This is a genomic window from Pseudomonas sp. PVC-3-1, from assembly GCF_057444315.1.
In genome coordinates, this window is record NZ_CM172023.1 from 6388946 (window position 1) to 6415252 (window position 26307).

General features: G+C 66.2%; 20 protein-coding genes and 1 pseudogene. 11 read left to right on the plus strand and 10 right to left on the minus strand.

The features are described from left to right. Position 1: 1 nt before the first annotated feature. The 7 genes from arnC to AC2T4A_RS29465 are packed head-to-tail and all read left to right on the plus strand — an operon-like array spanning position 2 to position 7740. On the plus strand, positions 2-1006 hold the full coding sequence (gene arnC / locus AC2T4A_RS29435) for an undecaprenyl-phosphate 4-deoxy-4-formamido-L-arabinose transferase (protein ID WP_478377330.1): 1005 nt from the start codon (positions 2-4) through the stop codon (positions 1004-1006). Beyond that, positions 1003-3024, plus strand: coding sequence for a bifunctional UDP-4-amino-4-deoxy-L-arabinose formyltransferase/UDP-glucuronic acid oxidase ArnA (gene arnA / locus AC2T4A_RS29440; protein ID WP_478377331.1), 2022 nt, complete (start codon positions 1003-1005; stop codon positions 3022-3024). The genes arnC and arnA overlap by 4 nt, the downstream gene beginning before the upstream one ends. After that, complete coding sequence (gene arnD, locus AC2T4A_RS29445; RefSeq protein WP_478377432.1) at positions 3021-3908, plus strand: 4-deoxy-4-formamido-L-arabinose-phosphoundecaprenol deformylase; 888 nt, start codon at positions 3021-3023, stop codon at positions 3906-3908. The genes arnA and arnD overlap by 4 nt, the downstream gene beginning before the upstream one ends. Beyond that, entirely contained in the window at positions 3905-5551 is a 1647-nt protein-coding gene (gene arnT, locus AC2T4A_RS29450) for a lipid IV(A) 4-amino-4-deoxy-L-arabinosyltransferase (protein WP_478377332.1), read from the plus strand. Before arnD ends, arnT begins: the two co-directional genes overlap by 4 nt. Further along, positions 5548-5892, plus strand: a complete 345-nt coding sequence (gene arnE, locus AC2T4A_RS29455; RefSeq protein ID WP_017516757.1) for a 4-amino-4-deoxy-L-arabinose-phosphoundecaprenol flippase subunit ArnE — start codon at positions 5548-5550, stop codon at positions 5890-5892. The genes arnT and arnE overlap by 4 nt, the downstream gene beginning before the upstream one ends. Further along, positions 5889-6317 (plus strand): 4-amino-4-deoxy-L-arabinose-phosphoundecaprenol flippase subunit ArnF, encoded by a 429-nt coding sequence (arnF, locus tag AC2T4A_RS29460; RefSeq protein WP_478377333.1) that lies wholly within the window; start codon positions 5889-5891, stop codon positions 6315-6317. The genes arnE and arnF overlap by 4 nt, the downstream gene beginning before the upstream one ends. A 40-nt stretch (positions 6318-6357) precedes the next feature. Next, on the plus strand, positions 6358-7740 hold the full coding sequence (locus AC2T4A_RS29465) for a UDP-glucose dehydrogenase family protein (RefSeq protein WP_478377334.1): 1383 nt from the start codon (positions 6358-6360) through the stop codon (positions 7738-7740). A 99-nt stretch (positions 7741-7839) separates the two neighbouring features. Here the strand turns inward: AC2T4A_RS29465 and AC2T4A_RS29470 are convergent, their stop codons facing one another. Genes AC2T4A_RS29470 through ptsP form a run of 3 tightly spaced genes read right to left on the minus strand, consistent with a single transcriptional unit; the run spans position 7840 to position 13450 of the window. Then, positions 7840-9594, minus strand: a complete 1755-nt coding sequence (locus AC2T4A_RS29470) for a PTS fructose-like transporter subunit IIB (RefSeq protein ID WP_486742428.1) — start codon at positions 9592-9594, stop codon at positions 7840-7842. A 26-nt stretch (positions 9595-9620) separates the two neighbouring features. Continuing rightward, positions 9621-10556, minus strand: coding sequence for a 1-phosphofructokinase (gene pfkB, locus AC2T4A_RS29475; protein ID WP_486742429.1), 936 nt, complete (start codon positions 10554-10556; stop codon positions 9621-9623). Further along, on the minus strand, positions 10556-13450 hold the full coding sequence (gene ptsP, locus AC2T4A_RS29480; RefSeq protein ID WP_486742430.1) for a phosphoenolpyruvate--protein phosphotransferase: 2895 nt from the start codon (positions 13448-13450) through the stop codon (positions 10556-10558). The genes pfkB and ptsP overlap by 1 nt, the downstream gene beginning before the upstream one ends. 204 nt (positions 13451-13654) lie before the next feature. Between ptsP and cra the strand changes: the two genes are divergently transcribed. After that, positions 13655-14647 carry a catabolite repressor/activator gene (gene cra / locus AC2T4A_RS29485; protein WP_416745703.1) on the plus strand — a complete coding sequence of 331 codons (993 nt, stop codon included), beginning with the start codon at positions 13655-13657 and terminating at the stop codon, positions 14645-14647. A 4-nt stretch (positions 14648-14651) separates the two neighbouring features. Next, a complete protein-coding gene (locus AC2T4A_RS29490) occupies positions 14652-15431 on the plus strand; it encodes a TatD family hydrolase (RefSeq protein WP_486742431.1) in 780 nt (259 codons plus the stop codon). A gap of 316 nt (positions 15432-15747) precedes the next feature. On the opposite strand, the gene AC2T4A_RS29495 is transcribed toward AC2T4A_RS29490, so the two are convergent. The 5 genes and pseudogenes from AC2T4A_RS29495 to AC2T4A_RS29515 form a co-directional block, all read right to left on the minus strand. Further along, positions 15748-16677, minus strand: a complete 930-nt coding sequence (locus AC2T4A_RS29495) for a methyl-accepting chemotaxis protein (RefSeq protein WP_486743739.1) — start codon at positions 16675-16677, stop codon at positions 15748-15750. After that, positions 16654-17745: pseudogene (locus AC2T4A_RS29500) on the minus strand (methyl-accepting chemotaxis protein); the annotation flags it as partial. The pseudogene AC2T4A_RS29500 and the gene AC2T4A_RS29495, both read right to left, overlap by 24 nt. Positions 17746-18004: 259 nt before the next feature. Next, on the minus strand, positions 18005-18847 hold the full coding sequence (ampE, locus tag AC2T4A_RS29505) for a regulatory signaling modulator protein AmpE (RefSeq protein WP_416745707.1): 843 nt from the start codon (positions 18845-18847) through the stop codon (positions 18005-18007). Continuing rightward, on the minus strand, positions 18844-19416 hold the full coding sequence (ampD, locus tag AC2T4A_RS29510; RefSeq protein WP_416745709.1) for a 1,6-anhydro-N-acetylmuramyl-L-alanine amidase AmpD: 573 nt from the start codon (positions 19414-19416) through the stop codon (positions 18844-18846). The genes ampE and ampD overlap by 4 nt, the downstream gene beginning before the upstream one ends. 75 nt (positions 19417-19491) lie before the next feature. Beyond that, positions 19492-21789 carry a DUF1631 domain-containing protein gene (locus tag AC2T4A_RS29515; RefSeq protein WP_486742432.1) on the minus strand — a complete coding sequence of 766 codons (2298 nt, stop codon included), beginning with the start codon at positions 21787-21789 and terminating at the stop codon, positions 19492-19494. Positions 21790-22067: 278 nt separating this feature from the next. On the opposite strand from AC2T4A_RS29515, the gene nadC reads away from it, so the two are divergent. After that, the gene (gene nadC / locus AC2T4A_RS29520) at positions 22068-22916 is read left to right on the plus strand and encodes a carboxylating nicotinate-nucleotide diphosphorylase (protein WP_486742433.1); all 849 of its coding nucleotides are present in this window, start codon (positions 22068-22070) and stop codon (positions 22914-22916) included. A 127-nt stretch (positions 22917-23043) separates the two neighbouring features. Then, a complete protein-coding gene (galE, locus tag AC2T4A_RS29525; protein ID WP_486742434.1) occupies positions 23044-24060 on the plus strand; it encodes a UDP-glucose 4-epimerase GalE in 1017 nt (338 codons plus the stop codon). A 220-nt stretch (positions 24061-24280) separates the two neighbouring features. Here galE and AC2T4A_RS29530 read toward each other — a convergent pair whose 3' ends face one another. Both AC2T4A_RS29530 and AC2T4A_RS29535 read right to left on the minus strand, forming a co-directional pair. Further along, positions 24281-25648 carry an ATP-binding protein gene (locus tag AC2T4A_RS29530; protein ID WP_486742435.1) on the minus strand — a complete coding sequence of 456 codons (1368 nt, stop codon included), beginning with the start codon at positions 25646-25648 and terminating at the stop codon, positions 24281-24283. After that, positions 25645-26307 carry a response regulator gene (locus AC2T4A_RS29535; RefSeq protein WP_024767066.1) on the minus strand — a complete coding sequence of 221 codons (663 nt, stop codon included), beginning with the start codon at positions 26305-26307 and terminating at the stop codon, positions 25645-25647. Before AC2T4A_RS29535 ends, AC2T4A_RS29530 begins: the two co-directional genes overlap by 4 nt.

Below are 26307 nucleotides of genomic sequence, written 5' to 3' on the forward strand. Positions count from 1 at the left end.
CGTGAAACCCTATCCGATCAATCGTGTGTCCATCGTCATCCCGGTGTACAACGAAGAGGCCAGCCTGCCTGAGCTGCTGCGCCGCACTAACGCCGCCTGCGAACAGCTGGGCCGCGACTACGAGATCGTGCTGATCGACGACGGCAGCCGCGACAGCTCCGCCGAGCTGCTGCAGGAAGCCGCCGAGGCGCCCGGCAGCCACGTGGTGGCGGTGATCCTCAACCGCAACTATGGCCAGCACGCCGCGATCATGGCCGGCTTCGAGCAGTGCCAGGGCGACCTGGTGATCACCCTCGATGCCGACCTGCAGAACCCCCCGGAAGAGATCCCGCGCCTGGTGGCCGAAGCCGCCAAGGGCTACGACGTGGTCGGCAGCGTGCGCCAGCAACGCCAGGACTCCGCCCTGCGCCGCTGGCCGTCGAAGCTGATCAACCTCGCGGTGCAGCGCTCCACCGGCGTGGCGATGAACGACTACGGCTGCATGCTGCGCGCCTACCGCGCGAGCATCGTCAAGGCGATGCTGGCCTGCCGCGAGCGCAGCACCTTCATCCCGATCCTGGCCAACAGCTTCGCCCGCCACACCAGCGAGATCCTCGTCGCCCACGCCGAGCGCGAGCACGGCGAGTCGAAGTACGACTTCCTGCGCCTGATCAACCTGATGTTCGACCTGGTCACCTGCATGACCACCTCGCCGCTGCGCCTGCTGTCCTTCGTCGGCGGCGGCATGGCGGTGGCCGGCTTCGCCTTCGCGCTGATGCTGCTGGTGCTGCGCCTGCTGTTCGGCGCCGCCTGGGCAGGCCACGGGGTATTCGTGCTGTTCGCCGTGCTGTTCATGTTCACCGGCGTGCAACTGGTCGGCATGGGCCTGCTCGGCGAGTACCTGGGGCGCATGTACAACGACGTGCGCGCCCGTCCCCGCTTCTTCATCGAGCGCATCGTCCGCGCTGATGCATCGCGCCCGCAGATTTCCTCTTCTTCCCCTTCCTTCGAGTCCATCCAGCCATGACCCAGCAGACCATCGTCTTCGCCTACCACGACTTCGGCTGCGCCGGCATCGAGGCACTGCTCGCCGCCGGTTACCAGATCGACGCCGTCTTCACCCACGCCGACGATCCCAAGGAAAACCGCTTCTACGGCTCGGTCGCGCAGCTCTGCGCGCGCCTGGGCATCCCGGTGCACGCACCGGAAGACGTCAACCACCCGCTGTGGGTCGCGCGCATTCGCGAGTTGCAGCCGCAGTACATCTTCTCTTTCTACTACCGCCACCTGCTCAGCGAAGAGCTGCTGGCCTGCGCCACCAAAGGCGCCTACAACCTGCACGGTTCGCTGCTGCCGCGCTACCGTGGCCGCGCCCCGGCCAACTGGGTGCTGGTCAACGGCGAAACCGAGACCGGCGTGACCCTGCACCGCATGGTCAAACGCGCCGATGCCGGCGGCATCCTCGCCCAGCAGAGCGTCGCCATCGGCGCCGACGACACCGCCCTGGTGCTGCACGGCAAGCTGCGCGAGGCCACCCGCGAGCTGCTCGCCTCCGCCCTGCCGCGCCTGGCCCGTGGTGAGCTGCAGGAAGTCGCCCAGGACGAATCCCGCGCCAGCTATTTCGGTCGCCGCGCCCCGGCGGACGGCCTGATCGACTGGAAGCGCCCGGCCCGCGAACTGCACAACCTGGTCCGCGCCGTGACCCAGCCCTATCCGGGCGCCTTTGCCCCGGTGGGTGATCGCAAGCTGATCGTCTGGAGTTCGCGCGTCGCCGCCGGCAACAACGGCATGGCACCCGGTTCGGTCCTGTCGGTCGACCCGCTGCGCATCGCCTGCGGCGAAGACTCGCTGGAAATCCTCTCCGGCCAGCAGAACGACAGCGGCCTGTTCCTCGCCGGCCCGCAACTGGCCCGCGAGATGGGCCTGGTGGATGGCTCGCGTCTGCACGGCGCAGTCGGCAAACCCAAGCGCAAGACCCGCGTGCTGATCCTTGGCGTCAACGGTTTCATCGGCAACCACCTCTCCGAGCGCCTGCTGCGCGACGGCAACTACGAGGTCTACGGCCTGGACATCGGCTCCGACGCCATCGAACGCCTGAAGGGCAACCCGGACTTCCACTTCGTCGAAGGCGACATCAGCATCCACACCGAGTGGATCGAATACCACATCAAGAAATGCGACGTGGTCCTGCCGCTGGTGGCCATCGCCACGCCCATCGAATACACCCGCAACCCGCTGCGCGTGTTCGAGCTGGACTTCGAGGAAAACCTCAAGCTGGTCCGCTACTGCGTGAAGTACAACAAGCGCGTGATCTTCCCCTCCACCTCGGAGGTGTACGGCATGTGCACCGACGCCAACTTCGACGAGGACAAGTCCAACCTCATCGTCGGCCCGATCAACAAGCAGCGCTGGATCTACTCGGTCTCCAAGCAACTGCTCGACCGCGTCATCTGGGCCTACGGCCAGAAGGGCCTGAAGTTCACCCTGTTCCGTCCGTTCAACTGGATGGGCCCGCGCCTGGACCGCCTGGACTCCGCGCGCATCGGCAGCTCCCGCGCCATCACCCAGCTGATCCTGCACCTGGTGGAAGGCACCCCGATCCGCCTGGTCGACGGCGGCGAGCAGAAGCGCTGCTTCACCGATGTGGACGACGGTATCGAGGCACTGGCGCGCATCATCGATAACGAGGGCAGCCGCTGCGACGGGCAAATCGTCAACATCGGCAACCCGGACAACGAAGCCAGCATCCGCCAACTGGGCGAAGAACTGCTCCGCCAGTTCGAGGCCCACCCGCTGCGCGACCAGTTCCCGCCCTTCGCCGGCTTCCGCGAAGTGGAGAGCCGCAGCTTCTATGGTGACGGCTACCAGGACGTATCGCACCGCAAACCGAGCATCGAGAACGCCCGTCGCCTGCTGAACTGGCAGCCGAGCGTGGAGCTCTCCGCCACCATCGGCAAGACCCTGGACTTCTTCCTCCGTGAAGCCTTGGCCGAGCGCTCCGGCGCCCAACCCCACGCCTTCCCGCTGAAGAAAAGCATCGCCTGATGAGAGCGGGCCTGCGCATCGACGTCGACACCTACCGTGGCACCCGTGATGGCGTGCCGCGGTTGCTGGACATGCTCGAGGAAGCCGACGTCAAGGCGACCTTCTTCTTCAGTGTCGGCCCCGACAACATGGGCCGGCACCTGTGGCGCCTGATCCGCCCGCAGTTCCTGTGGAAGATGCTGCGCTCCAACGCCGCCGGGCTGTATGGCTGGGACATCCTGCTGGCCGGCACCGCCTGGCCGGGCAAGCCGATCGGCCGCGACCTGGGCCACCTGATGCGACGCGCCCAGGATGCCGGCCATGAAGTTGGCCTGCACGCCTGGGACCACCACGGCTGGCAGGCCAACGCCGGCCGTTGGAGCGTGCAGCAACTGGAGCAACAGATCCGCCGTGGCGTGGACACCCTCGCTGACATCCTCGGCAACCCGGTGGAGTGTTCGGCGGTGGCCGGCTGGCGTGCAGACGAGCGCACCGTGGAAGCCAAGGAGCACTTCGGCTTTCGCTACAACAGCGATTGCCGGGGCCGCTCGCTGTTCCGCCCGCGCCTGGCCGACGGCCGCGCCGGCACCCCGCAGATCCCGGTGGACATGCCCACCTTCGACGAAGTCGTCGGCCCACAGGTGGCGCCATCCGCCTTCAACGATTACATCCTTTCCCGCTTCGACATGGACGCCTTGAACGTGTACACCATTCACGCCGAGGTCGAGGGCATTCTCATGGCCCACGACTTCCGCCGCTTGCTGGCCCAGGCACGGGCCGGCGGCATCCGCTTCGTCCCATTGGGTCGGCTGCTGCCGGACGATCCGACCACCCTGCCCGTCGCCAGCCTGGTACGCGGCGAACTGGCCGGCCGCGAAGGCTGGCTGGGGGTGCAGCGCGCATGAACCGCCTGGCCTACCCGACGCTGCTCGCCGCCTTCGTGTTGTGCATTCTGCTGCCGATGGCGTTCCACGGCCTGTGGATTCCCGACGAGTCGCGCAATGCGCAGATCAGCCAGGCCATGCTGCAGAGCGGCGACTGGGTTTCCCCGCACCTGCTCGGCCTGCGCTACTTCGAGAAGCCCACCGGCGGCTACTGGCTGATCGCAGCCAGCCAGGCGGTGTTCGGCCAGAATCTGTTCGGCGTGCGCTTCGCCTCGGCGCTGGTCACCGCGCTGAGTACCCTGCTGGTACTGCTGGTCGCCCGCCGGTTGTGGAATGACCCACGCCGCACCTGGGCCGCGGGCGTGCTGTACCTGAGCTTCGGGCTGATCGCCGGGCAGGCCGGTTACGCCAACCTCGACCCGCAATTCACCCTGTGTGTGAACCTCAGCCTCGGTGCCCTGTGGTTCGCCTTCGACGCCAGAACCGCGCGCGGTCGCTTCGCTGCCTGGAGCCTGCTGGGCGCGGCCTGTGCCTTGGGCTTCATGACCAAGGGCTTCCTCGCCTTCCTGCTGCCGGTTCTCGTCGGCCTGCCCTACGCCGTGCTGCAGAAACGCGTCGGCGAGCTGCTGCGCTACGGCCCGCTCGCGGTGCTGGTCGCCGCGCTGGTCGCCGCCCCCTGGGCGCTGCTGATCAATGCGCGCGAACCGGAGTTCTGGGACTTCTTCTTCTGGCACGAGCACATCCGCCGCTTCGCCGCTGACGACGCCCAGCACGGCCGGCCGATCTGGTTCTTCGTGCCGCTGCTGTTCGCCAGTGCGCTGCCCTGGGCGGTGCTGATCTTCCCGGCCCTACGCAACGGGATAAAAGGCTGGCGCGACTCGAAGCTGCTGTTCCTTCTGCTGTGGTTCGTCATGCCCTTCCTGTTCTTCAGCCTGGCCAAGGGCAAGCTGCCGACCTACATCATGCCGTGCTTCGCTCCGCTCGCCCTGCTGATGGCCGACGCCCTCGGCCGTGCGCTGCAGCAGCGCAAGCTGATCACCCTGAAACTCAACGGCGCGCTCAACCTGCTACTGGGCAGCAGCGCCCTGGCCGGCCTGCTGTTCATGCAGGCCCGCCACCCGCAGTACCACGACGAACTGCCCAGCATCCTGATGATCACCCTGGTCTGCATCGCCTGGCTGCTCGCCGGCCTGCTGCAACTGCTGCGGCCCGGTCGCTTCTGGGCAGCCCCGGCCTTCGCTGCCTGGCTGCTGGTGGCCCTGGTGCCCAATGCGATGCCGAACAAGATGGTCAACAGCAAGATGCCCGACCAGTTCATCGCCGAGCACCTCGACCAGCTCAAGGGCGCCCGCAGCCTGCTGAGCAATGACCTGGGCGCCGCCACCGCGCTGGCCTGGCGCACCCAGCGCAGCGACATCACGTTGTTCAACACCGAAGGCGAGCTGAAGTTCGGCCTGGGCTATCCCGAAGGCCAGGGGCGCAGCATCCCCCCCGAAGGTATCCATGCCTGGGTCGACCGCGCCCGCGCCGAGGGCTCCATCGGCGTGATCATGCGGGTCAACAGCGCCAGCGATGAAGCCGAACTGGCGATGCTGCCCAGCGACGCCATCAGCTACCGGCAGAACCACCTGGTGGTCCTGCTGATTCCGCAGGCCGCGCCATGACCGCCCTGCTGCTGGCCTGCGTATGCCTGCTTACCTGCCTGGGCCAACTGGCGCAGAAATTCGCCGTGGAAAGCTGGCGCGATGCGCCGGCCGGCATCGCGGCAAAACTCCTTTCGCCCTGGCTGCTGCTCGCCATCGCCTGCCTGGGCGGCGGCCTGCTGCTCTGGTTGCTGGTCCTGCAGCGCCTGGAAGTAGGCGTCGCCTACCCGATGCTGAGCCTGAACTTCGTGCTGGTGACGCTGCTGGCGAGCCGCCTGTTCGGCGAGCGCATCGATGCCCGCCACTGGTTCGGCGTGGCGCTGATCGTTGGCGGCGTCGCCCTGCTGGGGATGCACTCATGAAACGCGGCATCGCTTTCGCCCTGGGCAGCGTGCTGCTGGTGAGCAGTGCGCAGCTGGGCATGCGCTGGAGCATGACGCGCCTGCCCTCGCACTGGCCATTCGACCTGGCACAGCTCGACATCCCTGCCCTGCTGGCCCTGGCCGGCGCGGTGCTGGCCTACGCGCTGTCGATGCTCTGCTGGCTGCTCGCCCTCAAACACCTGCCGCTGAGCCGCGCCTATTCCTGGCTGAGCCTGAGCTATGCCCTCGTCTACCTCGGCGCCGCCGTACTGCCCGGCCTGGGCGAGCCCCTGAGCCTGCCGCGCACCCTGGGCGTTGCCCTGGTAATCGCCGGCGTGATCGCGATCAACGCGCCACGCCGCCATGACAGAACAACCGTCATCAAACCCAGCGACGCTCGCTCCGAGCACGCGCAGTTCGACTGACCTCAATCCCGCTTCAAGTCCCTTTTCGGGAGAGCAGACCATGAAAATCAGCGTATTCGGAATCGGTTATGTAGGCCTGGTGCAGGCTGCGGTCATGGCCGAAGTGGGCCACGACGTCCTGTGCATGGACATCGACGAGGACAAGATCGCCAAGCTCAAGCGCGGCCAGATCAGCATCTTCGAGCCGGGCCTCGCCGAGCTGGTGAAGGACAACCTGGAGGCCGGACGGCTGCGCTTTACCAGCGACGTCGCCGAGGCCGCCGCCCACGGCCGCGTGCAGTTCATCGCCGTCGGCACCCCGCCGCTGCCCGATGGCTCCGCTGACCTGCGTGCCGTGCTGGCGGTGGCCGAAGGCATCGCCCGCCACCGCACCCAGCCGGTGATCATCGTCGAGAAATCCACCGTACCGGTGGGCACCGGTGACCGCGTGAAGTCCAAGGTGCTGGCCGTGCTCGCCGAACAGGGCCGCAGCCTGGACTTCGAGATCGTCTCCAACCCCGAATTCCTCAAGGAAGGCTCCGCACTGGCCGACTGCCGCAAACCCGACCGCATCGTCATCGGCTGCGAAAGCCCCGAGGTGCTGGACGTGATGCGCGAGATCTACGAGCCGTTCAACCGCAACCACGACCGCATCCTGAGCATGAACCTGCGCAGCGCGGAGCTGACCAAGTACGCCGCCAACTGCATGCTCGCCACCAAGATCAGCTTCATCAACCAGATGGCCGAGCTGGCCGAGCACCTGGGCGCCGACATCGAAGCCGTACGCCAGGGCATGGGCGCCGACCCGCGCATCGGCTACCACTTCATCTACCCTGGCTGCGGCTACGGCGGTTCGTGCTTCCCCAAGGACGTCCAGGCCCTGATCCACAGCGCCGAGGAAGCCCACTGCTCCAGCGACCTGCTGCGCGCGGTGGAAGCAGTGAACCAGCGGCAGAAGAGCAAGCTGTTCGAGCGCATCCGCAGCTACTACGGCGGCAAGCTCAAGGGCCGCACCTTCGCGCTGTGGGGCCTGTCGTTCAAGCCCAACACCGACGATATGCGTGACGCCCCCAGCCGCACCCTGATGGAGGCCCTGTGGGCCGCCGGCGCCAAGGTCCGCGCCTTCGATCCCGAAGCCATGCCCGAAGCGCAACGCCTGTACGGCCACGATGAACGCCTGACCCTGATGGGCACTCCGGAAGCCACCCTCGGCGGCGCCGATGCCCTGGTGATCTGCACCGAGTGGCGACAGTTCAAGGCGCCGGACTTCGAACTGGTGGCCAGCCGCCTGAAGTCCCCGGTGATCTTCGACGGTCGCAACCTGTTCGACCCCGAGCGCGTGGCGCGCTACGGCTTCGAATACTTCCCCATGGGCCGCGGCGACTCGCACCGCCTGCCGGTACCGGCACAGGTCGCCGAGCAACGTCCGCGCCGCACGGCTTGAAGTGCATTCGCGAGCACGCTCGCTCCTACAGGAAGGACACGGCTTTTCGTAGGAGCGAGCTTGCTCGCGAACCCGCACACATCAACGCGGCCAAGCCTCTCACCCGCGCCCCGGCGCCTGCTCGCCCATCACCATCATCGGCGCTGCCTCGCCGCGCTTGAGCAGCGCATAGAGCACACCGGTCACCAGGCTGCCGATGGCAATTGCCAGCAGATAAAGCAACGCGTGGTTCATCGCGTTGGGGATCAGCAGCACGAAGAGTCCGCCATGGGGCGCCAGCAGCTTGCAGCCGAACAGCATCGACAGCGCGCCGGTCAGCGCGCCGCCAGCGATGCTCGCCGGGATCACCCGCAGCGGGTCCTTCGCGGCAAAGGGAATCGCTCCCTCGGAGATGAAGCACAGCCCCAGCACCAGCGCCGCCTTGCCGGCCTCGCGCTCGCTCTGGGCGAACTTGCGCCGCGCCAACAGCGTGGCGATGCCCATGCCAATCGGCGGGACCATGCCGCCAGCCATCACAGCAGCCATCGGCGCATAGCTCTGCGAAGCCAGCAGGCCGACCGAAAACGCATAGGCCGCCTTGTTGATCGGCCCGCCGAGGTCCACGCACATCATCCCGCCCAGCAGCAGGCCGAGCAGGATGGCATTGGTGGTGCCCATCCCGGCGAGAAAGTCGGTAAGCGAGCGCATCATCGCCGCCACCGGCGAACCCACCACGTAGATCATCACCAGCCCGGTGAACAGGCTGGCCAGCAGCGGAATGATCAGGATCGGCTTGAGCGCCGCGACACTGGCCGGCAAAGGAATCCACTGGGCAATCGCTCGCGCCGAATAGCCGGCGAGCAGGCCGGCGACTATGCCGCCGAGGAAGCCCGCGCCCAGCGTGCTCGCCAGCAGCCCGCCGATCATGCCCGGCGCCAACCCCGGGCGGTCGGCGATGGACCAGGCGATGTAGCCCGCCAGCATCGGCACCATCAGCTTGAACGCCGCGTCGCCGCCGATCTGCATCAGCGCCGCCGCCAGGGTGCCCTGCTGCTTGAACGCCTCGATGCCGAAGACGAAGGACAGCGCGATCAGCAGGCCGCCGGCCACCACCATCGGCAGCATGAAGGACACGCCGGTGAGCAGGTGTTTGTAGACCCCTCGCGCTTCGTTCTTCGCCGGCGCCGCAGCGCCGCCAGCGGACGAGGCGGACTCCGCCACCGCTTCCTTCAGCGCGCGCTCGATGGTCGCTTGCGGCTGCTTAAGCGCCACGCCGGTGCCGCAGCGGAATATCCGCTTGCCGGCGAAACGCTCAGGATTCACCTCGATATCCGCAGCCAGAAGGACCACATCGGCGGCGGCGATTTCCTCGGCACCCAGCGGATTACGCGCCCCCACCGAGCCCTGGGTTTCCACCCGCAACTCGACCCCCATCTGCTGCGCCGCCTGCTGCAATGCTTCGGCGGCCATGAAGGTGTGCGCCACGCCGGTCGGGCAGGCGGTCACGGCCACCAGCTTCGCCGTGTGCGTGACAGCGACAGGCTCACCCGGACGCTCCTCGCCTTGCCAGACTTGCGCCTCCTGCGCAGCACGCGGGAGGAAGCTGGCAGGCTCGGCCAGCGCCTCGGCCGGGCGCGCCTGCAGCAGGCGCTTGCCGACGAAACGCGAGAGGTCCAGCGGCTGCGCACTGACCACCAGCACCCAGTCGGCCGCGGCAATCTGGCCTTCGCTCAGCTGGCGCTCCGGATGCTGCGGGTCACATTGCTCGACACAGACAGACCAACCCAGGCGCTCGGCCGCCGCACGCAGCAGGCGAGCACTGAGCACACTGGAAATCTGGCCGTTAGGGCAGGCCGTGATCAGGGCAAGGTTCATCGTCATACCTCTTGTTGTTCTCTTGCTCAGGCCTGCGCCCGGACCTGCACCGCGTCTTCGATGCGTTTCAAACGCTGCACATCGCCGATGCCGAACTGGAACTGGGTGACCGCCAGCGCCGCCACCGCCGTGGCCTGGCGCAGCACGCGTTCAGCCGGCCAGCCGGCCAGCAGGCCATGGACCATGCCGGCCAGCAGCGAATCGCCAGCGCCCACCGTGCTGGCCACTTCCACCGTCGGCGGAACTGCCTGCCAGACTCCCGCCGGGCCGAACCAGCGCACGCCATTGGCGCCCTGCGAAACCACCACCTGTTCAATGCCACGAGCGTGCAACGACTCGACCTGCGCCGCTAATTCCTCGGCGCTGCCAGCAAGTTGTCCACAGGCCTCGCCCAGCTCCTGATCGTTGGGTTTGATCAGCCAGGGCGCCGCTTCGAGGCCCGCACGCAAAGCCGCGCCACTGCAATCAAAGGCGACCTTCAGGCCATGTCCCTGCAGGCGCAGCAGCAGCTCGCGCAACCACTGGGGGTCGACGCCGCGCGGCAGGCTGCCGGCGACCACCGCGATATCGAAATCGGCGGCAATCAGATCGAGACGATCCAGCAGCGCGTCCTGCTGCACACCACTGACTTCCGGGCCGGGGCCGTTGATATCGGTGATACGCCCAGTGCCTTCGGCGATCTTGATATTGCGGCGCGTCTCGCCCGGCACGCGGACAAAGGCATCGACGAATCCACGGCGGCGGAACAAGGCTTCGAAGGGCAGCACATTGTCCGCACCGAGGAAGCCGGCAACGGTCAGGGAGTGCCCCAGATCAGCCAGCACCTGGGCAACATTCAAGCCCTTGCCGGCGGCCTGGCTGAGCATCGACTCGCTGCGATTCACTTCGCCGACTTCCAGCTGCGGCAGGCGCACGGTGAGGTCCAGCGCGGGGTTCAGGGTCAGGGTCAGGATGCGGGCCATCAGTGCACCTCCGGCAGCGTGAGGGCAACGCTCTGGCGCACGTCCGCGGCCGAGCACAGGGTCAGAGCGGCCTGCGCCAGCTCGCGGGAAGTCGGCAGGTCCAACTCGCGGACCCGCGCTTTCACCAGCGGAATGCTGCGCGCCGAGACACTCAGCTCGTCCACCCCCAACCCGACGAGCAGCGGCACCGCCAGCGGATCGGCGGCCAGTTCGCCACACACACCTACCCACTTGCCGTGGGCATGGGCGGCGCGCACGGTCATGTCGATCAGTTGCAGCACCGCCGGGTGCAGACCGTCGGCCTGGGCGGACAGCGTCGGATGGCCACGGTCGATGGCCAGGGCGTATTGGGTCAGGTCGTTGGTGCCGACGCTGAAGAAGTCCACCTCCCGCGCCAGCACCGGCGCCAGCAGCGCGGCGGACGGCACCTCGACCATGATGCCGAGTTGCAGGTCATGCTCGCCGCCCAGCTCCGCGCACAGTTCGAGGGTCAGGTCGCGGGCCTGCCGCCACTCCTCCACCTGCCCGACCATGGGGAACATGATGCGCAGTGGGCGGCCTGCCGCAGCCGTCAGCAGTGCGCGCAACTGGGTACGGAATATCTGCGGGCGCTGCAGCGTGAGGCGCACGCCACGAATGCCCAGGTAAGGGTTGGTCTCCTCGGGAATCGGCCAGTACGGCAGCGGCTTGTCGCCCCCCACATCGAGGGTGCGGGCCACCAGCGGGCGGCCCTCCAGCGCATCGAGGACGCGGCGGTACTCGATTTCCTGGGTCGCCTGGTCCGGCGCCTGGGGGTTGTCCATGAAGACGAACTCGGTGCGCAGCAGACCCACACCCTCTGCGCCCAGCTCCACGGCTTGCGCCGCACCGCCGGTGTCGCCGAGGTTGGCGCAGACTTCCACGGCATGGCCGTCGCGGGTCACTGCCGGCTCATGGCGTCGCGCCTCGGCCTGCTCGGCGCGGCGCCGGCGCAGGTCACGCTGGGTTTCAGCGGCGTTCAGCGTTTGCGCATCGGGGGCGACCACCAGTTCGCCCTTCTCCCCATCGAGCAGCAAGGCCGTGTCGGATTCCAGCGCCAGCACGCTTTCCCCAGCACCCACTAGCGCGGGAATGCCCAGCGCGCGGGCGATGATCGCGCTGTGCGAAGTCGCACCTCCGCGCGCGGTGACGATACCGGCCACGCGCTCCGGGTCGAGCCGCGCCACGTCCGATGGACCAACTTCGTCCATCACCAGAATGTACGGCTCACCCGGCTCCACCGCACTCTCGACACCACACAAACGCGCCAGTACCCGCCGGCCGATGTCGCGCAGGTCCGCCGCACGCTCGGCGAGCAGCGCATCGCGCAGGGCTTCCTGCTCACCGGCCACACGCTCGATCACCTGGCTCCAGGCCGCTTCGGCGCTGGCGCCTTCGACCAGGCGCGCCTGCACCTCGTCGAGCAGTTCCGGGTCATCCAGCAGGGCCTGGTGGGTAATAAAGATGTCGCGGATCGCCTTCACCTGGCTGCGCTCCACCAGGGTTTCAATTTCCCGGTTGATGGCAGTACGCGCCTCGTCCAGGCGCGCGCGTTCGGCCTCCGGCGACTCGCCGCGCGCGGCGAACTCGAAGGTACGGGCGACCTGCACATAGGCCGGCCCATGGGCAATGCCCGGCGAGGCGGGAATGGCCTGGATCTGCGCGCCCGCTTCGGGCGCCCGCACGGCCTGTAGTTCCTGCTCATCCAGCTGAACGCTTTCGAAGCTCAGCTCGATGGCTTGCGGCAGTGGCTCGACCTCTTCGCCCAGGCCCTGCTCCACTGCAACGCGCACGGCGGCCAGCGCCGCTTCGGCAATCTCCGGTTCGGCGAAGAACTCCAGCATCTGCCCGCGCCGAGCGCCAAGGCTGAGCAGCTTGCTCAGGCTGCGGATCGACACCGGAGCGCTGTCGCCCTCGGCAAGGCGCACGCGGATTTCTCCGCTGAAGTCCCGCGCCAGCAGCATCAAAACCTGCGCTGGCCGAGCGTGCAGGCCATGCGGGTTGGCCAACGGCACGCGCACGCTGGGCCAGTCCACCGGCAGTTCGCCGCCCAGGGCTTCCAGCACCGCGCGAACGACAGTGGCGCTCGCCAGCTCTGCGGCACGCCCATCCACCAGCAGGTCGCACAGGCGTGCGAAGACCGATTCGTGGGCGTCGCCCTGGCGGGCCAGGCAGAACAGGCCGCGCACCGGCTGGCCAGCGTGACTCAGCTCGCGAGTTGGGGTGACGAAAACGAGGCCGGGGCGAGTGACGCACTGCTCGCTGTCCTGCCACCAGAGCCCTGCTCCCAGTGGCAGGGCTTCCTGGTCGTGCAGCGCGGCGGCGAAGCCGGGCACCACACAGCCGGCCTTCTTCAGGCGCCGCGCGCCGACCAGCGCCAGTTCGTCGAAGTCCTCGGCAGTGACGCCCAGCCCGACCAGGTGCTCGTCGAACAACAGCGGCTGCGGCGCGCCACCCTGCAGCAACTGCAGCAGGTCTTCGGGCTTCTCCGCCGCGCGCAATGCCGCGCCCACTTCGCCGTCACCCAGCGCACGGGTGAGTAGTTGCAGCAGGCGCAGGTGTTCGTCGGACTTGGCGGCAATGGCGATGGCCAGGTGCACAATCTGCCCGTCACCCCAGTACACGCCCTCTGGGAAGTGCATCAGGCGCACGCCGGTGCGTTGCACCAGGTGGCGCGTCTCTGGGGTGCCGTGGGGAATGGCGATGCCCTGGCCGAGGTAGGTGGAACCCTGCGCCTCGCGGGCCTGAATGCCGGCCAGATAACCGGCGGCGACCAGGCCGTCGTCCTCCAGGGCCGCACCGAGCATGGCCAGCGCGGCCTGCTTGTCGGCAGCGCGCTGGCCCATGCGGACCTGCTGCGCGTTGAAATCGAGCATCGCATTCTCCTCACCGGCATTCGTGCGCGCCGGCGCTGGGGGCGGTAGTCCGCTTGTACGGTGATCAGCTTAGAGGTTGCGGCGCAGGAACAGGGTTCAGGCAATACTGCGCGCGCAAAGCTGAATCGTTTCACCTATTGAGACTGGCACGTTACTCGATAATGCGTGATCCTTGAAGCCCCCAATTGTCGGCAGCATCCCGCGTTGAAACTCAGTGATATCGCCCGCCTGGCCGGTGTTTCGGTCACCACCGCCAGCTATGTGATCAACGGCAAGGCCGTCCAGCGCCGCATCAGTGCCGCCACGGTTGAGCGCGTGCGCGCGGTGATCGAGGAGCACGGCTACCATCCCGACCAGCAGGCCGCCAGCCTGCGCCGCGGGCAGACCCGCACGCTGGGTTTCGTCCTGCCGGACCTGGAAAACCCCAGCTACGCCAAGCTCGCCAAGCTGCTCGAACAGGGTGCGCGGGCGCGTGGCTACCAGTTGCTGATCGCCTGCTCCGACGACGAGCCGGACACCGAGCGCCAGGTGCTCAACCTGTTCCGCGCGCGACGCTGTGACGCGCTGATCGTCGCCAGTTGCCTGTCCGCCGATGACGGCAGTCACGCGCGCCTGCAAGCCGACGGCGTACCGATCATCGCGGTGGACCGCCAGCTCGACCCGCAGCGCTTCTGCTCGGTGGTCAGCGATGACCGCGACGCCAGCCAGCGCCTCACTGCCAGCCTGCTCAAGCCGGCGCCGCGCAGCATCGCCCTGCTCGGCGCGCGACCGGAGCTGATCATCTCCCAGGAGCGTGCCGCGGGGTTCCGCAGCGCCTTGCGCGACTATCAGGGCCAGGTGTTGATCGAGCATGGCGAAACCTTCAGCCGCCCCTGCGGACGCCGCCTGATGGAGGAACTGCTGGCCAGTCAGGGCCAGCTACCCGAAGCGCTGATCACCACCTCCTACGTGCTGCTCGAAGGCGTGTTCGACGTGCTCCAGGCGCTGCCCGCAGGTTGGCCTGCGAACCTGCGCATTGCCACTTTCGGCGACACCCAGCTGCTGGACTTCGTGCCGCTGAAGGTCAACGCCATTTCCCAGCAGCACGCGCTGATCGCCGAGCGCGCGCTGGACCTGGCGCTGGCCGCCATCGAGCAGAACAGCTACACCCCCGGTGTGCACCCGATCCCGCGCAACCTCAAGCTGCGCACGGAGTGAGCCGATGCGCCTGATCGATACCCACAACCACCTCGACTGCCCGGACTTCGAGCAGGATCGCGCCGCCGTGCTGCAGCGCAGCCGCGAGCTGGGCGTGGAGCGACAGGTGCTGCTGGGGGTATTCCGCGAGAACTGGGAAGACGTCTGGGCGCTGGTGGAGAAAGAGCCGGACCTGTACGCCGCCCTGGGCCTGCACCCGATCTACCTGGCGCGGCACCGGCCGGAGCATCTGGCGGCACTGCGCGAGTGGCTGCAACGCCTCGCCGGGCATCCGAAGCTCTGCGCAGTAGGCGAAATCGGCCTGGACTATTACCTGGAAGACCTCGACCGCGACGGCCAGCAGGCCATCTTCGAGGAGCAGCTGCGCATTGCCATCGACTTCGAGCTGCCGGTGCTGCTGCACGTGCGCCGCGCCCATGCGGCGATGATCGCCACGCTCAAGCGCTACAAGCCCAAGCGCCAGGGCATCATCCATGCCTTCGCCGGCAGCCGCGAGGAGGCCCGCGAATACCTCAAGCTGGGTTTCCGCCTGGGCCTGGGCGGCGCGCCAACCTGGCCGCAGGCCAACCGCCTGCGCAAGGTGGTGCCGGAGATTCCGCTCGAATCCATCGTGCTGGAAACCGACTCACCGGACATGGCGCCGTCGATGTACCCCGGCGTGCGCAACAGCCCGGAGCATCTGCCGGATATCTGCGTGGCACTGGCGGAATTGAAAGGCATCAGCCCGGAAGAACTGGCCAGCGCCAGCACACGCAACGCCATGGAGCTGTTCGGCTGGAGGTAGGAGCGGACTCCGTCCGCGATCGGTTTCCAGCCACTCCTGATCGCGGATGAATCCGCTCCTACAGGATCACGTTCGGCTGGGGGAGCTTTTCGTAGGAGCGAGCTTGCTCGCGAACCGCCCAACAATGAAGTGACCGGCTGACTCTGTTCGCGAGCAAGCTCGCTCCTACAGGGAATGGCTGCGCCGTCACGATCATGAGTCCACCGACAAACCGATGCCCGTGAGATGGGGTGCATCCGTGCGACCCACGGACATCGGTCTGCTGGCGAAAACCCGTTGCGGGGCGGATGGCACGTCCGCCCCTGATCCCTGAAGATCAGACGCGGAACGCGCCGATCAGTCGCTTCAGCTCCACCACCTGCCCGGCCAGTTCGCGGCTGGCGCGCTCGGTCTCGCTGGCACCTTCGGAGGTGCGTTCGCCGGCCTGGTTGATCTCGACGATGTTCTGGTCGATGTCATGGGCCACGGCGGTCTGCTGCTCGGCGGCGGCGGCGATCTGCTGGTTCTGGTCGACGATCGCGCCCACCGCGCTGAGGATGTTCTCCAGCGCTTGCTGCACCTGGGCCGATTGGCTGACCGTGCCATCGGCAGTCTGGTGGCTGCTGCCCATCGCCTTCACTGCGGCGCCCACACCGTTCTGCAAGCGCGCGATCATCTGCTCGATCTCTTCGGTGGACTGCTGGGTGCGCTTGGCCAGGGTGCGAACCTCATCGGCAACCACCGCGAACCCCCTGCCCTGCTCGCCGGCGCGCGCAGCCTCGATGGCGGCGTTGAGCGCCAGCAGGTTGGTCTGCTCGGCAATGCCCTTGATCACGTCCAGCACGCGGCTGATCGAGGCGCTGTCGGCGGCCAGCTGGTTGATCACCGCCACCGACTCGTCGATCTCGCCGGCCAGGCGCTGGATGCTGCCGACCTGGGACTCCACCAGGGCGCGACCGCTGGTGGTCTCCTGATTGACGTTGTGCGCACTGCCCACCGCGACGGCGGCGCTGCGCGCAACTTCCTGGGCGGTCGCGGCCATCTGGTTCATGGCCGTGGCGACCTGTTCGATCTGGTTGCGCTGCCCAGCCACCGCCTGGTTGCTTTCGGCGGACACCGACTCCACGCGCACGGTCTGCCGCTCCACTTCGCTGACAGTGCGGCCAACCTGCTCGATCAGGTCGTGGATCTTCGACACGGTCTGGTTGAAGGCATCGCCCAACTCGCCCAGTTCGTCGCGGCTCTGGGCCTGGAAGTTGACGGTCATGTCGCCGGAAGCGACGCGCTCCATCATCTTGCCCAGGCTCTTGAGCGTGGTACGGGTGGAGACGTAGAAACCGCCGTAGAGGTAGACGATGGAGACGAACACCACCACCAGCGCCAGGACCAGCAGCACCATCTGCCGCTGCTTGCTGGCCAGGCGCGCCTGGAGTGCGCCGTCGACGTAGTGAAGGACTTGGTCGTCGAGGCGGTAGGTAACGTCCATCGCCTTGCTGACCTGTTCGTAGAACTCGGCCCAGGGCGTGTCGAGGGTGTCGGCCATGACCACCTTGTCCTCGAACAGCTTGCCCATGCTCTTGATGGTTTCGCGGCTGGCCTGGGCGTCTGCGGACAACGCGCTCTGCGCAGCCGGGCTGGCACCCAGGGCGTCCTGCAATTTGAGTGCGTACTCGGCGTCGAGCTTCTCCAGGTCCTGCAGCAGGTCATCCAGCTTGCTGCTGGTGGAGGAGTTGAGGAACCCCTGCCCCAGCGCGCCGGCGCCCATGGTGCGGCCCTGGCTAAGGGTCTCGGTGACGTGCGGGGTGCCGGAGGTGATCAGTTCGGCAAGCTGGCGAAGGTCACGGGCATCGTCCTGGCTCAGGCCCGCCTGGGACACCAGCAGCTTGTTGAACACCTGCACTTCACTGAGCAGGCGCGTGGCCATGGCCGATTTGCTCTGCAGCGAGCCCTCGGCGTCGACACCCTTCAGGCTGGCCAGCAGCTCATCGCGCTTGCTGTTGAATTCGGCAATCTGCTCGGCGTCCTGGGTGACCGGTTGCAGGGCGCTGATCTGCGCCAGCAGATCCTTGTGCAACTGGCTGATGCGCGAATCGATGCCGGCGGATTTGTTCGATTGCCCGAGAATCCCATTGATCTGCAACAGGTCGTTGTAGGACTCGAGGTGGCGGCGCACCTGCAGCCCGTTGCCGATCAGCTGGAGGCTTTCCAGCTCGGCGCGGGTACTGACGAACTGCCCGTAGGAGTCGCGCACCAGGTAGAAGTTGGTAATCAGCATCGGCAGGAAAAACAGCACACTGATCAGGCTGAACTTCATGCCGAAGCTCAGACGGTTCATCAGCGCGATGGCCGGATAGAGCACGGTCCTCACGAAAGACGTCTCCTGTTCCCGTTATTGTTATGTCGCTTGTCGGGGATGGTGCGGCGCGCCCCTGGACGGGCCGTCGCCACGCGCGCTCACCGGAACGGCCACTGCACTGCAGCGGCCGTCACCTCGCGCTTTGGAATCGATGTGTACCTGATATCGGCGGGGAGTTCTGTAACTTAAGGTTAAAATGCCATCATCGGACCGGTGGTCGCCGGTCCGATTCACCGCCTCAGAGCAGCAGCGCCCAGATGGCAAAGACGGCGTACCAGAGCACCGCAGAGCGCACCAGCAGCTGCCAGAGCGCGTCCAGGCTGGCGACGCCCTTGGCGCCGAGACCGCCTTCGTTGAAGTCTTCGGCGACATAGCCGGCGCGCGCAAGCAGACGAGCGGCCGGTACATCCCAGGCCAGCAGGTCGTGCAGCAGGGTGCGAGTCACCGCAACGAAGTTGCCCACCAGGGCAAAACTCAACACCAGTGCGCGCGAGGGCAGCCAGTCGAAGGCGTGCCGCAGTTGCGCAGCGCGCTCGCGCAGCTCCGGGTGGCGGCCCTGCTCGGCGGCGATGGCGAGCAGCCGGTAGGCCAGCGCGGCCACCGGGCCGAGCAGCGCGAACCAGAAGATCACGGCGAAGAAGGCCTGATAGGCTTCCCACACCAAGGTGCCCTGCACCACGGCGAGCAGATCATCGTCGCCATCGGCCTGCACCTGTACGCCCAGGTCGCGCTCGGCGACGTGATAGGCGGCCTGGGCATCCTCACGGCGCCAGGCATCGCGGAACGGCCCTATGGCGCGCAGCACGTCGCCGCGGCCCAGGCTCCAGACCAGCACCAGCAACTGCACAGGCAGCGCCAGCAGGCCGTAGGCCACCGGTTCAAGAATAGTCAGCAGCAGCGCCAGCAACAGCAGCGGCGGCAGGATCGCCACCAGCAGGCCAAGCCAGGGCTGCGCCACCAGCGACTTCACGCCACCCACGGCATCCAGCCATCCAAGCCACCAGCCGTCACGCTGCACCCGCGCGCGCCAGCCGGAGAACTTCTCGACCAGCAGGACCAGCAACAGCACCAGGAAACTCATGTCGACTCCTTCTTCACACCCGCGCCGATGTCGGCAAAGTAGCGCGCCCAGTCGAACGCCTCGCCAGGGTCGGTCTTGCGCTCCGGCGCGATATCGCAGTGCCCCTGGATGCGCGGCGGAGTGATCGCGGGATAGACCTTGCGCAGTTGCCGTGTCAGTTCTGCGAGCACTTCGTACTGACGCTCGCTATAGGGTTCGGTATCGGTACCTTCGAGCTCGATGCCGATGGAGAAATCGTTGCAGTTCTCGCGACCGTCGAAGCGCGAAATGCCGGCATGCCAGGCGCGCGAGTTGCACGAGACGAACTGGAACAGCGAGCCATCGCGCTCGATGAGGAAATGCGCCGAGACGGTCAGGCTGCAGATGCTGGCGAAGTACGGATGCTCATCGGCGTCCAGGCGGTTCTGGAAGAACTCCTGCACCTTGCAGGTACCGAACTGGCCGGGCGGCAGGCTGATGTTGTGGATGACCAGCAGCGAGACTTCCTCGCCGTCGGGGCGGGCGTTGAAGTTCGGCGAGGGACAGCGCTGGGCTTCGAGGCACCAGCCGGATTCGGGGTCGATCTGCATGGAAGCTCCTTGGCAGAGCCCCACTCTAAAGCAGGCGACCGGGGAAATGAACTCGCTGGCGCGAGGCCAGCGGGCTCAGGCGTTCTTCAGGCGACGCAGGTTGCCGATCACCGACTCCAGAGCGCGGTCGAACAGCAGCGCATCGTCGAGCAGGCGCACGGCATTGCGGCGGAACTCGACGGCGAGGCTCATGCGCGTCTTTTCCAGCACCTTCATGCCGGTGCGGTTGACGAAGATGTAGCGACCGCTGGGGCGAATCACCGCAGCCAGCTTGCAGCGAAGCTTGTGCTCTTCGTCTTCCTGGATTTCCACCCAACTGCCGACACGCAGGTCATCGACCTTGCGCAGCGATTCGTCGTCATCGGCGAAGACTTCTTCAGGCTCCACCGCGCGGGCCTGTTCCGGCGAGGCGAGGATGATCTCCTCGACCACCGCGACCATGGCCGGCTGGGCAGCGGCGGGTGCGACGGCCACTGGAGCGTCCAGCGGGTCGTCCAGCAGCGGCAGGTCATCGTCCAGGTCGAGCAGCGGCGCTTCCTCGACCTGCTTGTAGCGCTGGAAGGCCTGCACGTGCAGCCCTTCCAGGCGACTGAAGAATTCGCCGGTGGAGAACGGATCGAAGGCGGCCGAAGCCAGGCCTTCGCGCAGCGACTTGAGCAGCTGCGGCACCATTTCCAGCAGGCGCAGGCGGGAGTCCGGGTCCTCGTGGGGCTCGACGCTCCAGATCAGGTCATCCATGGTGGCCAGGGCAGCTTCCCATTCGCTGGAATGGGTGCCGTGTTTCAGGCAAGTCAGCAGCAGGACCTGGCTCCAGGCTTCCTGCAGCAGGCGCACCACCACTTCGGGCAGGGTGCGGCCCAGCAGACGCTCGTTGAGCACGCCTTCCACATCCTGACGAGCCAGTTCGGCGCGCGCGCGGCCTTCCTCGGCATCGCGGGTGCGTTGCTCCAGCAGGTCGCTGCGGCGGCGCTCGTCGCCGGTGAAGGAGATGAACTCGTCGAGCAGCTCGGAGAAGATCGCCGGGTCGTCGACGAAGTCGTTCAGCAGGCGCATCACCACCTGCTCGATCTTCTGGTACAGATGGTCGCGCTGGCCGTCGGAGTGTTCGGCCCAGCCGAGGGCGGCCGAGGCGATCTCGTTGAGCAGGCGACGCGCCGGGTGGCTGCCACGGCTGAAGAAGGTCTTGTCGAGCACCGCGACCTTGAGCATCGGGATCTGCATGCGGCCGATCAGGGCCTTGAGCGAATCCGGCAGGGTGCGGTCATCGAGGATGAATTCGAAGAGCATGGAAACGAGGTTGATGACGTCCTCATCCACCTGGCCGACCACGCGGGAGCGGCCGCTCTTGCTGCTGACGCGGGTCAGCAGGTGGTCCAGGTGCTGGCGCACGTCGACTTCGTCGATGGTCTGCGCCGGCAGGTGCGACTGCAGGTGCGACAGCAGGCGCATCAGGTCATTGCTGGTAATAGGCACCGCGTCCGCCGGCATCGGGCGGGACGGTGCGGCGCTGCCGCGAACCTGCGAGAGCAGATCGCGCAGGGCGGCGAAGGCAGCCTGGCTGTCGGCATCCATGTACTGGCCGGCGCCCGGCTCGCCCGCTTGGGCGGTGGCAGCAGCGGCTGGCGCAGCACCCTGCTGGCTGCTGGGCACGGTGCGTTGCGGCGGGCGGCGCAGCGGAACGGATTTCAGCTCCGGCAGTACGCCGAGGGCGATCAGCGTCTGGTTGGCTTCCGCGTACAGGTGCTCGGCGTCGGCCAGCACATACTTCTCGAAGAGCTTGAGGATGATCAGCTTGACCTTGATCTCCACGCCCAGGCCACGGCAGGCCTCGAGGAAGGCCTCGCACAGCTGGCGCGGACCGAGCGGGTTGCTCTTGTCCTCGACCTTCTTGCTGACCAGGGTATTGAAGCGGGTGGTGAGGTGCGTGAGGGCAACGCCGTCGCGGCTCATCACCTTGGCGACCATGGCGTCCAGGGCGACGGACTCTTCCAGCTCGTCGTTCTGCACCAGGGTGAGATTCTCGTAGGAAACCGTGTCCAGCGCCGGCGCGCGGCCGATTTCATACTGGTTCAGGTTGGCGAAGCTCTCGAAGACCTTCTGCAGGAAGCCGCGCTCGATCCCCTTGCGCTTGAGGCGCAGGTCCCGCATGGCTTCGAAGTAGGCACTCTGTTCGGCGTTGTTGGCGGCGCGATCGGCCATCTCGAACAGGGTGTCGTCGGCGTTATCGAACAGTGCCTGCATGGCATGACGCAGTTGGACGGCGACCTTGTCGCGGACAGCAACGAGCCCCGCCGGAACACGTCCAGCGAAGGAAGTCTGCGAGGTTTCCGCGGCCGACTTGTTCAGCGGCACTACGTTCGCGTCGTTCTGCATCGCAAGTCTCCTGCCGTCAGACCCATCTGGCGGCACCAACAGTCATCGAAGCGTCATCCGTAACGTCAATTTAGTGGCGTCAAAAAGCGGAAAGGTTCAACGTCATTATAGGGAAGCTTCTTACACAACCAAGAGACATTTCACGCATTCTTGAAGAAATTCACACCCTCGCGCCCGCCGTCCGTCCGACAAATCGTACGATGATCCAAAAATACGCCTTCCCTGCACGCCGCGCGCCGTCGCCCGTATAATCGCGCCACTGCGAACAGGAGCCTTCCATGCCGAACCTCACCCTCGCCGAGCTTTCCGGGGAAATCCAGGCCAACGTCCGCGCCGCACTGGCCGAAGACGTCGGCAGCGGCGACATCACCGCCCAACTGATCCCCGCCGAGCGCGACGCCAGCGCCCGCATCATCACCCGCGAGAACGCCACGATCGCCGGCACCGCCTGGGTCGACGAAGTGTTCCGCCAGGTCGACCCGCGCGTGCAGGTGAAGTGGCAGGTCCGCGACGGCGAGCACGTCAGCGCCGACCAGACCCTGTTCACCCTGGAAGGCCCGGCCCGCGCGCTGCTTACCGGTGAGCGCAGCGCGCTGAACTTCCTCCAGCTGCTCTCCGGCACCGCCAGCCGCGCCCGCCACTATGCCAACCTGGTGGACGGCACCGGTGTGAAGCTACTCGACACCCGCAAGACCCTGCCCGGCCTGCGCCTGGCGCAGAAGTACGCGATCACCTGCGGTGGCTGCCATAACCATCGTATCGGCCTGTACGACGCCTTCCTGATCAAGGAAAACCACATCGCTGCCTGCGGCGGCATCGCCCAGGCCATCGCCGCCGCCCACCAGATCGCCCCCGGCAAGCCGGTGGAGATCGAAGTGGAAGATCTGGACGAGCTGCGCCAGGCCCTGGACGCCGGCGCCGACATCGTCATGCTCGACGAACTGAGCCTGGACGACATGCGCACCGCCGTGGCCCTCACCGCCGGCCGTGCCAAGCTCGAAGCCTCGGGCGGCATCACCGAGACCACCCTGCGTACCATCGCCGAGACCGGCGTGGACTACATCTCCATCGGCACCCTGACCAAGGACGTCAAGGCGCTGGACCTGTCGATGCGCCTGAGCCTGTAAGCCGGGCGTACGACCTTTCCGACCTGCCGACACGGTCACGCCGCCCTCGATGGTGCCGATTCGTGCGCCTCTGACATACTCAGACGCTCACGAATCAGCGAACCGCGAAGGGAGCAAGAGCGCGATCATGACGAAAAGGATTCTGTTGACCGGGGGCTGTGGCTATATCGGCTCCCACATCTGCCTGGAACTGATCGAGCAGGGCTTCCACCCCGTCGTCCTCGACAACCTCAGCAACAGCTCGCCCATTCCGCTGCAACGCATCGAGCAACTCACCGGCCAGACAATTCCCTTTGTGGAAGGTGACGTCCGCGACGAAGCAGTCCTCGACCGCCTGTTCCGCGAGCACGACATCGACGCCACCGTGCACCTCGCCGGCCTGAAGTCCGTCGCCGAATCGGTGGCCGACCCCATCGCCTACTACCAGACCAACTTCGCCGGCACCGTGAACCTTTGCCAGGTCATGCAGCGTCATGGAGTAAAGCGCTTCATCTATAGCTCCTCGGCGACGGTCTACGGCCTGGCGGCCGAAAGCCCGATCCGCGAAGACGCCCCCACAGGCCCGGCCAGCCCCTACGGGCAATCCAAACTGATGGCGGAAATTGCCCTGCGCGACATCGCCCGTGCCGACCCGCAGTGGACCATGGCCATCCTGCGCTACTTCAACCCCGTCGGCGCCCACGCAAGCGGCCGCATCGGCGAAGACCCCAACGGCATCCCCAACAACCTGATGCCCTACGTCTCCCAGGTCGCCACCGGCAAGCAACCCTTCATCCGCGTATTCGGCAACGACTACCCCACCCCGGACGGCACCGGCGTGCGCGACTACCTGCACGTCGTCGACCTCGCCAACGCCCACCTCAGCGCCCTGCGCTGGCTAGACGGCACCAGCGGCGCGAAGACCTTCAACATCGGCACCGGCCGCGGCTACAGCGTGCTGGAAATCATCCGCGCCTATGAGAAAGCCTGCGGCCGCGAACTGCCCTTCCAGTTCCTCCCTCGCCGCGACGGCGACATCGCCAGCTACCACGCCGACCCTGCGCTGGCGGGCACAGAACTACGCTGGAAGGCCGCCCGCGACATCGAAGACATGTGTCGCGACGCCTGGAACTGGCAAAGCCAGAACCCCGGCGGCTACGCCTGATTTTTCTGCAATCGGAAAACAAAAAGCCCCGCTCGAATGCGGGGCTTTTTGCTGAAGATGGTGCCGGTAAGAGGAATCGAATAAATCCATTAAACCCCTATTACTACTGGGCCTCTTCAGAAAACAACTTATCAGTACCCCTATACGTACCCCTAAACCAGAAAGCACCCCATACCGCCACCGGCAGCTACCGCTTCCGCCCCATAGCAGAACTTCGTGATCACGATGCAGGTGTGACCCTCAGCGTTGCGCGAAGCCCGCCGGAGGATAGATTGCTCAACTGCACGCTTCCTCCAAGCCGCTCCATGATCATCGCCACAATGGACAGGCCCAGTCCGGCGCCGTTCTCAGAACCTTTACTGTAAAAACGTTCGAAGACACGCTCCAGATCTTCCTGGTCGATTCCAGGCCCCTGATCTTCCACGTTCAGTACGATGGCGTTGCCTTCACGGTGTAGCGTGACGTTGACTCGCCCGCCAGCTGGTGAATGATTTACTGCGTTTGCGACCAGGTTCTGCAGAGCAATGCCCAAAGCGCCTGCATCACTTTGAAGCTGATAGTCGCCCTCGGTGATTTCCAGCGACGGTTCCTGGCCTTGATCCAAAATCCAGGGCGTCATCTCCGCCAATGTCTCTGTCGCCACGACAGCCACATCCACTACCACCCAGTTGCGTTGCCCGAGTCGCGGCTCGATTCTCGCCATGGTCAGTAGCTGGTTTACCACTCGACTGAGACGATCCACGCCACCAACCAGAAACTCCAAGGCTTTATCTCGCTCGACATCGCTCCTGGCCTCAAGCGCGTTCTGCGCATGCAGCCGAAGGATTGCCAGGGGCGTACGCATCTCATGGGCGGCGTCGGCGATAAATCGATGTTCACGGCGCAGCAGCTCATCAATCTGCCCCAGCAGTCGGTTGAGCGCCGCCTGCATGGGTTCTAGCTCTCGAGGTAGGGGTACCAGCTGCAGTGGCTCCAGTGACTCTGCATGCCGCGCTCGGATAACACGTGCCATGTTCTGCAACGGTTGCAGCCCCCAGCCGATGGCCAGCCATACCAGCAACGCTAACGCGAGGCTACCGATCAGGAAGGGAAATAAGGTGTGGCGGACGATGCGGCCGATCAGATCGTCCCGCACATCGTTGCGCTCACCGACCCAGATCACCAACTGGCGCTCTGGCACGGGAAGCACGAAGCTGCGCCATTGTTGCTCCCCCACCATGATGTTGGAAAAGCCGGGCTCGGTCAGCGGACGAGTGAAGCTTGGGGCGCTGGCCGTATGTACCAGGACTTCACCGTTGATGCGCCACACCTGGAAGGCGAGTTTGCTCTCGTAAGGGTGACCGACGCGATGCTTGCCCGCCTGCCTCAGCGCTTCGTTGAATGCCAGGTACAACGCATGGCGATCCTTGTCGTCTAGCGGCATGCTCATGACGCCTTGTAGGAGGCGCGCGTTCTGCGCCAGATGGGCGTCGTAGATCTCGTCAATCTCGTGGCTGCTGTCGTGATAGTTGTAGAGCGCAAGCAGGCTGGTACCGACCAGTAACAGCACCATGACTCGCCAGAGCGTGCGTTGGCGCAGCGAACTCATGCTTTGCCTTCCACCAGGTAGCCAATGCCGCGAACGGTGCGAATCAGATCGTTGAAGAGCTTCTTGCGCAGGTGATAGACGTTCACTTCCAGCGTGTTGCTCTCGGGCTCTTCATCCCAGCCGTAAAGGAGCTGAGTGAGCCGCTCGCGGGTGAAGACCTTGCCGGGTTGGGACAGCAGTTCATGGAGCAGCCGGTACTCTTTCGGGGTTAGCACGACTGGATGCCCCTGGTAGCTGACTTGCCGAGTGGCCGGGTCGAGTGTGACCCCGGCATGCTCAATCAGCACCTTGGCGCGACCGGCGCTGCGACGCAGTAGCGCACGCAGACGAGCTTTCAGCTCGTTGAGGTCGAACGGTTTGACCAGGTAGTCGTCGGCGCCGGCATCGAGACCCGCAATGCGATCATCGGTCGCGTCACGGGCTGTCAGGATCAGCACGGGCACCGCATCGCCCCCAGCACGCAACCGGCGCAGCACCTCGATGCCATCCAGGCGCGGAAGTCCCAGATCCAGCACGACCAGATCGAAGGTCTCCTGCTGCAAGGCGTGCAATGCACTCACCCCGTCCTGCAGCCAGTCGATGGTGTACCCCTCCTGGCGCAATCCGTTGCATATACCTTCCCCTAGAGCGGGATCGTCTTCGACCACCAGCAGCCGCAT